Origin of the sequence: Treponema sp. UBA753 (assembly GCF_002297325.1) — a bacterium.
Taxonomy (GTDB): domain Bacteria; phylum Spirochaetota; class Spirochaetia; order Treponematales; family Treponemataceae; genus Treponema_D.
Genome location: NZ_DBKJ01000100.1, coordinates 13,346 through 23,269 on the forward strand (window position 1 = coordinate 13,346; position 9,924 = coordinate 23,269).

7 protein-coding genes and 1 pseudogene are annotated in these 9,924 nt (G+C 40.6%); all 8 read left to right on the forward strand.

Translation table 11 applies throughout. From position 1 onward, the window contains the following. Positions 1–173 precede the first annotated feature (173 nt). The gene (locus tag B4C08_RS08340) at positions 174–1,538 is read left to right on the forward strand and encodes a citrate/2-methylcitrate synthase (RefSeq protein ID WP_296664377.1); all 1,365 of its coding nucleotides are present in this window, start codon (positions 174–176) and stop codon (positions 1,536–1,538) included. A gap of 86 nt (positions 1,539–1,624) precedes the next feature. Further along, the gene (locus tag B4C08_RS08345; RefSeq protein ID WP_296664379.1) at positions 1,625–2,287 is read left to right on the forward strand and encodes a nucleotide exchange factor GrpE; all 663 of its coding nucleotides are present in this window, start codon (positions 1,625–1,627) and stop codon (positions 2,285–2,287) included. 45 nt (positions 2,288–2,332) lie between these two features. Further along, on the forward strand, positions 2,333–4,279 hold the full coding sequence (gene dnaK, locus B4C08_RS08350; RefSeq protein ID WP_296664382.1) for a molecular chaperone DnaK: 1,947 nt from the start codon (positions 2,333–2,335) through the stop codon (positions 4,277–4,279). Positions 4,280–4,356: 77 nt separating this feature from the next. After that, complete coding sequence (gene dnaJ / locus B4C08_RS08355; protein WP_296664384.1) at positions 4,357–5,502, forward strand: molecular chaperone DnaJ; 1,146 nt, start codon at positions 4,357–4,359, stop codon at positions 5,500–5,502. A 134-nt stretch (positions 5,503–5,636) separates the two neighbouring features. Continuing rightward, a complete protein-coding gene (locus B4C08_RS08360; protein WP_296664386.1) occupies positions 5,637–7,037 on the forward strand; it encodes a PP2C family protein-serine/threonine phosphatase in 1,401 nt (466 codons plus the stop codon). 3 nt (positions 7,038–7,040) lie between these two features. After that, positions 7,041–9,296 carry a PP2C family protein-serine/threonine phosphatase gene (locus B4C08_RS08365; RefSeq protein ID WP_296664389.1) on the forward strand — a complete coding sequence of 752 codons (2,256 nt, stop codon included), beginning with the start codon at positions 7,041–7,043 and terminating at the stop codon, positions 9,294–9,296. 35 nt (positions 9,297–9,331) lie between these two features. After that, positions 9,332–9,664 carry an STAS domain-containing protein gene (locus B4C08_RS08370; RefSeq protein ID WP_296091252.1) on the forward strand — a complete coding sequence of 111 codons (333 nt, stop codon included), beginning with the start codon at positions 9,332–9,334 and terminating at the stop codon, positions 9,662–9,664. Next, positions 9,657–9,924: pseudogene (locus tag B4C08_RS08375) on the forward strand (peptidase M15); the annotation flags it as partial. The gene B4C08_RS08370 and the pseudogene B4C08_RS08375, both read left to right, overlap by 8 nt.

Genomic DNA, 9,924 nt, shown 5'->3' on the forward strand with positions numbered 1-9,924 from the left:
GAAACTCGGTTGATAATCTAAACAGATTCCCGTGTCGTAGCACAGCAATGACAAGCTTGTTAGAACTGGAATGTCAGTTATTCTCTCTTGTTGAATAAATACTTAATTTTTCGTATACTGATATAGTTTTTTATAAAAAAAGTGCATATTTATACAAAAATGGAGGCTCGTCTATGAACGAAAACAGTCAGACTTCAAATTTTATCGACAAACTTTCAAAACTTACTGTGGATAACGATCCCATAGATCCAGCCCTTTATGAAAAATACAATGTCAAGCGCGGACTAAGATATGCGGACGGACGCGGTGTTTTGGTCGGACTTACAAAAATTGGAGATGTTGTAGGCTATTACATCGATGATGACGGAAATAAAGTCGCAATTCCTGGAAAACTGATTTACCGCGGATATAATGTTGAAGACATTGCAAAAGATGCGGAACTTCATCATCAGTTTGGATTTGAGCAGTGTGTTTACCTTCTTTTGTTCGGACAGCTTCCAACTCAGTTGCAGCTGGATGAGTTTTCAAGTTTCTTGGGAAGCCTACGGTCTCTTCCTGAATATTTTACAGAAGACATGATAATGAAAGCTCCTTCAAGCGATATTATGAATAAAATTGCGCGTGGAGTTCTTGCTTCGTATTCTTATGATCCAGACCCAGAAAACCGCGACGTTGCAAATATTCTTCGCCAGTGCATTGAGCTTATTTCACGTTTTTCTACATTGGCTGCTTATGGCTATCAGGCGAAACGCCGCTATTATGACGGAAAAAGCATGTACATTCATAATCCGCTTCCGGAACTTAGCACTTCTGAAAATTTCTTGCGCCTTACAAGAAACGACAAGAGCTATACTCGTCTTGAAGCTGAAATTCTTGACCTTGCGCTTATTCTTCATGCCGAGCACGGTGGAGGAAACAACTCTTCTCTTACAATCCACGTGGTTTCTTCTGCGGACACAGATACTTATTCCGCTGTTGCCGCCGCAGTTGGTTCTTTAAAAGGTCGCCGCCATGGTGGAGCAAATATCCGTGTTATAGAAATGATGGACAATATCAAGGAAAATGTAAAAGACTGGAGCAACGAAAAGGAAATAGAAGACTATCTTTATAAAATCGGAAAAAAAGAAGCCTTTGACCGCACGGGACTTATCTACGGGCAAGGACACGCCGTTTATACAATCAGCGATCCACGCGCAATTCTTTTAAGAAACAAGGCTGCGGAACTTGCAAAGGAAAAAGGCTGCGAGGAAGAATTTAATCTTTACACTTCAATAGAACGCCTTGCTCCGGAAGTTCTTTACGAGCTGCATGGACAGAAAAAACGAATCTGCACAAATGTTGACTTTTATTCAGGCTTTGTTTATTCGATGCTTGGAATTCCACGTGAGCTTTACACTCCGTTGTTTGCCATTGCGAGAATTGCAGGCTGGAGCGCGCACAGAATTGAAGAGATTGTCGCAGGAAAACGCATTTACCGTCCGGCGTATAAAAATGTTGCGGAAGAGCGTGATTACGTTCCAATGGAAAAACGCAAATAAAAATACATTGCTGATGACAAAATTCAAAAATTTGTTGACAACTCAACATAAATTTTATTATCTTTTTCATCAGATAGGAAAATAAAATGAGCAAAGAAAAACATCATCACCATGAGGAACACAAGCACGAAGAGCATGAAAATGTTCAGAATGCCGTAGCTCAGGAAAATGAAAAAAAGGAAAATGCGGAAGTTAAAGAAGAAAAAACTTTTTCCGCAGAAGAAAAAATTGCAGAGCTTGAAAAGCAGATTGACGAGCTAAAGAAAGCCAACGCTGACTTAAAAGATCAGGTTTTGCGCCGTGCCGCTGATTTTGACAACTACAGAAAAAGAGCGATTCAGGAAAAACAGGAAGCCTTTGATTTTGCGAACACAAATTTGCTAAAGGATCTTCTTGAAAGCCTTGATAACTTTGACCGCACTGTTGAAGCCGCTGCTACTGCCACAGATCCAAAGTCTATTGCAGATGGCGTAAAAATGATAAACAAAAGCCTCATCAGTATGCTTGAGAACAAGTATAATCTTGTTGCTTACGGCGTTGCAGGCGATGCTTTTGATCCGGATATTCATGAAGCCATTGGCTCTTCTCAAGACCCTGTAGCTTCTCCTGTGCTGAAAATAGTTTATCTTAAAGGATACAAGCTTAAGGACAGAGTTATTCGCCATGCAAAAGTAATGGTGAGTATGCCGGACGGAACTGTAAGTCAGCAGCCGTCAGAAGAAAAGAAAGAAACTGAAGAGCAGAAATAGTTTCTTCAGAAAAAAATAAATTGAATATAAAAAGAGGTAAATATTATGGGTAAGATTATCGGAATTGACTTGGGAACTACCACATCGGAAGTTGCCGTTATGGAAAATGGACAGGCAACTGTCATTCAGAATTCAGAAGGCGGAAGAATCACTCCTTCAATCGTAGGATTCACAGCAAAAGGCGAGAGAATCGTTGGTCAGGCTGCGAAAAACCAGGCGATTACAAACCCTAAAAACACAGTTTACGAAGTAAAACGTCTTATTGGAAAACGCTACTCTGACCTTCAGGAAGAAATTAAGCGTGTTCCTTACGGAATCGTTCAGAAAGGCGAGAATGTCGCTGTTGTTGTTACAGACAACGGCCAGCAGAAAGAGTACACTCCTCAGGAAATTTCAGCTTTTATCTTGCAGAAGATGAAGAAAACTGCTGAGGATTATCTTGGCGAAAAAGTTACAGATGCTGTAATCACAGTTCCTGCTTACTTTAACGACGCTCAGAGACAGGCGACAAAGGACGCTGGAACAATTGCTGGCTTGAATGTAAAGCGTATCATCAACGAGCCTACCGCTGCTGCTCTTGCGTTCGGATTCAAAGAGGACAAGAGCGCGGAGAAAGTTCTCGCTGTAATCGATGAAGGCGGCGGAACTCTCGATGTTACAATTCTTGATATGGCTGACGGCGTATTTGAGGTAAAAGCCACAAACGGCGATACTCATCTTGGTGGCGCAGACTGGGATAATGCTATTGCAGACTGGCTTGTAAATTCTTTCAAGGCTGACACTGGAATCGACCTTTCAAAAGACCCGATGGCTATGCAGCGTATCAAGGACGAATCTGAAAAGGCAAAAATCGCTCTTTCAAACCAGTCTTCAACAGACATCAACTTGCCGTTCATCACAGCTGACGCGACAGGTCCTAAGCACTTGCAGAAGACTTTAACACGCGCTCAGTTTGAAGAGATGACACAGAGCTTGTGGGACAGAGTTCTTATTCCTTGCCAGAACGCATTGAAAGACTCTGGATACACAAAAGACCAGATTAACGAAGTTCTCCTTATCGGAGGTTCTTCTCGTATGCCAAAATTCCAGGAAGTTGTAAAGAACTTCTTCGGAAAAGAGCCGTTGAAAGGAATCAACCCGGACGAAGCAGTTTCAATGGGAGCTGCAATTCAGGGCGGTGTTCTCGCAGGCGATGTAAAGGACGTTCTTCTTCTTGATGTAACTCCGCTTTCTCTTGGAATCGAGACAATGGGCGGCGTTATGACAAAGCTGATTCCGAGAAACACGACAATTCCTACAAAGAAGAGCCAGATTTTCTCTACAGCGACAGACGGTCAGACAGCGGTTACAATTCACGTATTGCAGGGCGAGCGTGAAATGGCTTCCGAGAACAAGACTTTGGGCAACTTTAACTTGGATGGAATTCCTGCAGCTCCACGCGGAGTTCCTCAGATTGAAGTCACATTTGATATTGATGCGAACGGCATTGTTCATGTTTCTGCAAAAGATATGGGAACAGGCAAAGAGCAGCACATTCAGATTACTTCTTCTTCAGGATTGAGCAAGGAAGAAATCGACCGCATGGTAAAAGATGCGGAAGCTCACGCTGATGAAGACAAAAAGCAGCGCGAGGCAATCGATGCTAAGAATGAAGCTGACAGCCTTGTTTATCAGACAGAAAAGAGCCTTAAAGAGCTTGGCGACAAGATAAACGGCGCTGAAAAGCAGAAAGTCGAGGACGCTGTTGCAGACTTGAAGAAAGCAATTGAAGGCGGAAACACTGACGACATCAAGGCAAAGACTGAGGCTTTGAAGCAGGCTTCTTACAAGATTGCTGAGGAAGTCTACAAGCAGCAGAGCGCAGCTGGCGCAGCAGGAGCTAATGCAGGTGCAGGCGCACAGCCGAATCCTGATGAAGGAAAAGACGAAAACTCTTCTGAATTCAAGGGCGCAAACAACGCTGATGATGTTGAGTACGAAGTAAAAAACTAAAATCTAATCTAAAGTAAGAAAAACGGGGTTGTCTTGAAAGAAATTTCGGGGCAACCTCGATTTTATAGGAAAACAGTATGTCTGCAAAACGTGATTATTACGAAGTTTTAGGCATTGATAAAAGCGCGGATAAGGATGCAATAAAAAAAGCTTATAGAAAACTTGCCATTCAGTATCATCCAGACCGCAATCCAGGTGATAAAAACGCAGAAGAAAAATTTAAGGAAGCAACAGAAGCTTATGAAGTTCTAAGTGACGACCAGAAACGTCCGATTTATGATCAGTATGGTTTTGCTGGACTTGAAGGAATGGGTGGCGCTACTAGTGGAGGATATAGTCATGCTTTCCATGACTTTAGCGACTTGTTTGGCGGCTCAAGTGGTTTCAGTGATATTTTTGAAAATCTTTTTGGCGGCGGATTTAGCTTTGGCGGTGGTTCAGGCGGAAGAAGCAGAAGCAACAATGACGGCGCGAGCTTGCGCTATGACTTGCATATTGATTTTAAAGAAGCAGTTTACGGTTGCAAGAAAGATATAACTTTTAGACGGGATGAGCAGTGTCCTGATTGTCATGGAACAGGAGGGGCAGCAGGTTCTTCTGTAAAGACTTGTCCTAGTTGCGGCGGAAGAGGTCAGGTTGGAAGAAGTTCTGGATTCTTTGTTGTTCAGCAAACTTGTCCTACTTGCCACGGAAAAGGTACTGTAATTGATAAGCCTTGCGCTTCTTGCCACGGAACTGGAGTTTTTTCAAAATCAACAACACTGAGTGTAAAAATTCCTGCTGGCGTAGAAAACGGAAGACGGCTTTCTATTCATGGAATGGGAAATGCTGGAACAAACGGCGGTGATGCTGGAGACCTTATAATAGCTGTAAATGTAAGATCTGACAGATATTTTGAGCGCGATGGACATGATTTGTATTGCGCAGTTCCAATAAGCATATCACAGGCAGTTTTGGGTGCTACTATAGAAATCAAGAATCTTGATGGAAAAACTTTGTCTATAAAAGTTCCTGCAGGAACTCAGCACGGAAAATTCCTCCGCGTGCGTGATGAAGGCGTTCCAGTTGAAGGCTCTTCAAGGAAAGGCGACCTTTATGTAAAGATTATGGTTCAGATTCCTTCAAAGCTTTCTCGTCAGCAGATTGCCGCAATGGAAGCTTTTGCCGCATTGGAAAAACCAACGTCTTCGCCGGATCTTTTGACAAGAGAATCCCTAGGCTGATAAAAACATTAATATTCCCCGGCTTGATCGGGGAAAACTGTTCTAGCTCATTTCTAAGTTTCGTATAATTTTTTCTTAAATTTCTGCCGATAGTATGATATACTGTTGTATAAACCCAAGAGCGAGGTGCAGAAATGTATAAGACTAAAAGACATGCCGTTTTAATTGCAACGGGAGCCATTTTTCTTGTAATTTTAGCTTTCTTAGTTTCAGCCGTTTCTCCTGCTGTAAAAAATGCGCGTGAAAATGTTATATTCTTTGCCTTTATAACAGCTTCTGTTGTTTTTTCAATCATCTATGTTGTTGTTACGCATGCAAAAAATGGAATTCTTGACATAATCAGGAACAAGGCGCTTTTTACAAAGGAAACTGGCATTTTAAGTGAATTTATTGATAAAATCCGTTTCTGCTATTCGCTGGATGATTTTTACGAGGCGATTTCTTCTATTCTTGAAGTTAAAGGCGACTGCTCCGTTCTTTTTATTGACCGTGAAAAAGACTATGTTCTTTACAACAGTCCGGACAGAATTTCCTGCTCTGAATCTGTAATGGATTCGCTCCGTCTTAATTATCCTGTTACTTGGGGCGAAGGCTATTTCTTTATGGGAAATGAATTTGGTATTGTAACAAAGCAGAGCCAGGCCCGCGGTTTTATTCTTTCAAATAATAAAAAGCATCTTTATGTTTTCTGCCGCTATACAAAACTTTTTGATTCTGAAATTTACAAGTTGCTTTACGATGAATTTGTGCGTTTTCAGGCTAGAGCTCTTACAATCAGCAACTTGTCTGAAATTTCTTCGCTTTCAAGAGAATGGAAGCAGCTTGCGGACACACAAAAGTCGTTCTTGCCGCTGAATATGCCTAAGATTGACAAGCTTTCTGTTGCGGCTTATTACCGTCCTCTTGTAAATGTTTCTGGAGACTATTATTCAGTTTTGCCGATTTCTCCGACAAAAACTCTTCTTATGCTTGGAGACGTTTCTGGAAAAGGTCTTGCGGCCGCGCTGGTCATGGGACTTGTTATGAACACTGTAAAAATTCTTGGCGACAAGGAAAACCTTCCTGCCATGATTAAGGCTGTAGACAAAGCGATTAAAGGCATGAAACTTCAAGATAAATACACGGTTCTTTTTATTGGAATTGTTGATACTGAAAAAATGACAATACGCTATGTGAACGCTTCCATGTCTGATCCGCTGATTATCACAAATTCTCCGTCCGGCTATAGAATCAAGCCTCTGACTTCTAACTGTTCTCTTGTTGGAATTATTGACATTGACGATGTTCAGGTTGATGAGCAGCGTTTGTTCCGTGATGATGTTATCCTTATGGCTTCCGATGGTGTTTCTGAAGTTATGAACGATGAAGGTGTGGAACTTGGAGACACAGAGCTTTATCAGAAGACAATTAAAAAGAGCGCGGCCAAGTCGCCAAAAGAATTTATTGATGATGTTGTAAATCTCATTATGGAATACAACGGTGGAAAAAAACTCAGGGACGACGTTACAATGATGGTCGCCAAGGTAGAGAGGTAAAAAATGATTTTTGCTATTATAAATATTGTTATCTGCGCTGTTCTTGTTTATATTTCATTTAGCATTGATAAAAATGTAAAGGGAAATTCTTCCAACGCAAATCTTGTAAACTTGTTTTTGTTCTTGGGCGTTATATTTTTCTTTATGGCAGTTACAATTATGCTTTGTCTGCATAACTCAGTGCAACATACTTTGCTTTTAAATCCAGATGGAACGCAGTCGCTTCATGTTGAACAGCGCAACTCATTTCTAGCGGCTTTGCTTTCAGGTAGGTTCACTTACCTGCTTATGGGCTGGTTTTCTGTTTGCGCTTGCAGCTATATGCTTATTTTTCCTGATTATAAAAAGTGCAAGGCTGTTACATTTTTTCAGGTTTTGCTTTTTATTCTTGCAGTTTACATGGTTTTCTTTGCTCCGAACGCATTTACTTCGGTTTCACTTGCAACAGGAAACTTCCTGCGCATTTCTTCTGGAATTGTATTTAAAGGAAAACTGAGCGGCGCATTCAATGTTTCTTGGCTTACCTTGTATAACTTTCTGTACAGAGTCGTGATTCCGGCATTTGTTTGTGTCATGGTTATTGTCCGCGCTGAAAATACAAATTCAAAGCTTAAGCAGCAGAATATGCTTCAGAATGTGTTTGGAATTATGCTCTCTTGGGTAGTTTTCTGGTATATGAATCTTTGCTCTGAAATTCAGCCGGTTCTTAACAATTTTGTTCCTATTGGATTTATTCCGGGAATGTATTTCTTTGCTCGTTCAAATTCCAATGACGAAATTGTTGACGCAAGAATTCTTTTGATGGGCTTTGTTCGTCTTTTGATTGGATTTATTGCGCCGATGCTTGCTTCCGCAGTGTTCTTTATGCTTCTTCTGCCGGTTTCAAATGTGAACATTCTTATTTTTGAGCTCTTGATTTATGTTGCGATTGCGTTTGTTTTCTTTGTGTTTATGCTTTTCCGCAGAAAGTTCAAGAATTCCGAGCTTTTTAGAAACAAAATGTATTCAGAAGATTTTGAGCGCGACATAACTTCAATAGATTTTAGCCTTGAAGCGAACGAAATTACAGGAAGCGTTTTCAATGTTTTCAAGAAATACGTTGGCTCTTCTTCAATGAAAATTCTTATTGATGACGGCGTTGGCAACATGAGCTGCATTTATTCTTCTGACGGCGACAAGAGTTTTTCAACTCCGATTGACCAGTCTGTTTCGGATGTTTTGATGAACAACCATCATCAGATTGTTTTCCGCGAGTTTGCTCAAAAAAACAATTCTTTTGCCTCTGTAAGAAGCAAAATTCTTGGAGTAATGGACAGCACAAATTCAGACGCAATGATTATGCTTAACGAAGGCCGCCAGTTTATAGGTTTGATTCTTCTTGGCAAAAAAATCAGCGGAAACATTTATTCTGAATACGACTATGAAGTCTTTAACAAATTCTATTCAAACTTCTTTGTTGTAGGATATTACGTAAAGAATATCATGAACGAAGCCGTTGTTGGAACTGTAAACCGCGAAATTAGAATGTCCGGACAGATTATTACTTCCATTCAGGAAAACATGGATTTAATAAAAAGCAAGAAAATTGACGCTGGCTATCTTATGGTTCCGGCGCACAACATTGGTGGTGAATTTGTTGACATGATTCGCCTTACTGATACGCGGCACATTTTTGTAATTGGAGCTTTAAGCGGAAAAGGAATTGCGGCTTCAATGGGAATGGTTATCTTGAAGTCAATTATCAGAACCTTCCTTTCAGAAACCACAGACTTCAAGCTGCTTGTTGCAAAAGTGAATACATTTATACGTGAAAATCTTCCAAAGGGAACTTTCTTTGCTGGAACATTTGGAATTCTTGATTTCAGCACAGACACAATGTATTATATCAACTGCGGAATTCCTGCGTTGCTTGTGTACACCCGCGCCTACAATAATGTTATTGAAGTTCAGGGCGAAGGTCATATTTTGGGATTTGTAAAAGATGTTGCTCCGTACATAAAAGTAAAAAAAGTCAAATTGTCTGAAGGCGATATTGTTATGATTGTAACAGACGGAATTATTGACACAAAGTCTTTGCGCGGCGACATCTTCGGAAAAACAAGAACACAAAATGCTCTTATGGAAAATTCCGGCTATCCTGCTGAAAAAATGGCGAAGTTCACTTACGACGCTCTTGTTGAATTTACTTCAAAGGAACTTGAAAACGACATTACGATGCTTGTTATGAAGTATTTGGGAAATCAGGCTGCTCAGGCTTAAGATTTTTATAAAAAGATTTTTTAAAGAGGCAAAAAATGGATCAGCTTGCGCTTAAAGAAAAAATTGGTGTTAACTATATGCTGCTTGAGCTTACAGGCTCTTTGAATTCTTACACGATTACAGAACTTCAGGAAAAGCTTTTTGAATATATAGCTGACACGAACGTTGTCCTTGATTCAAGCCAGATAACACAAGTTGACTCTTCTGGTATTGGAGTTATTCTTGCAGGGCATAATGACGCAGAAACTTCTGGAACAAAGCTTTTTATAATGAATCCTTCCGAGCCGATAAAACGCGCTTTGGAGAGAACTGGATTTTTTGATATGTTCCATATAATTCATTCAGTTACTGAGGTTTCTGATGACTAAAAAAACACTTTTGGAGATTTTTGCAATTGTCGGGATTTTTTGTCTTGCAGGCTGTGCGAAAAAATCTTATGCCCAGCCTTTTAAGCCGGCTGCAAAAATTTCATCTGCGGAAGAAGAAAAGTTCGGCAGGGTTTATCAGAAAATGTCAGGCAGAGCAAAAGAAGCCATTTGTGTTGCAGAAGAAAACAAGGCGGAATTTTTAAAAGACCTTCATACGATGCTTGAAGAAGAAAAAACGTTCCGTGCGGACGACAAAAGCC

Bases quoted from the DNA above. Each gene is read 5' to 3' on its own strand.
- B4C08_RS08360 (WP_296664386.1), top strand. From the start codon at position 5,637: ATGTATAAGACTAAAAGACATGCCGTTTTAATTGCAACGGGAGCCATT.
- dnaK (WP_296664382.1), top strand. From the start codon at position 2,333: ATGGGTAAGATTATCGGAATTGACTTGGGAACTACCACATCGGAAGTT.
- B4C08_RS08365 (WP_296664389.1), top strand. From the start codon at position 7,041: ATGATTTTTGCTATTATAAATATTGTTATCTGCGCTGTTCTTGTTTAT.
- B4C08_RS08345 (WP_296664379.1), top strand. From the start codon at position 1,625: ATGAGCAAAGAAAAACATCATCACCATGAGGAACACAAGCACGAAGAG.
- B4C08_RS08340 (WP_296664377.1), top strand. From the start codon at position 174: ATGAACGAAAACAGTCAGACTTCAAATTTTATCGACAAACTTTCAAAA.
- B4C08_RS08370 (WP_296091252.1), top strand. From the start codon at position 9,332: ATGGATCAGCTTGCGCTTAAAGAAAAAATTGGTGTTAACTATATGCTG.
- dnaJ (WP_296664384.1), top strand. From the start codon at position 4,357: ATGTCTGCAAAACGTGATTATTACGAAGTTTTAGGCATTGATAAAAGC.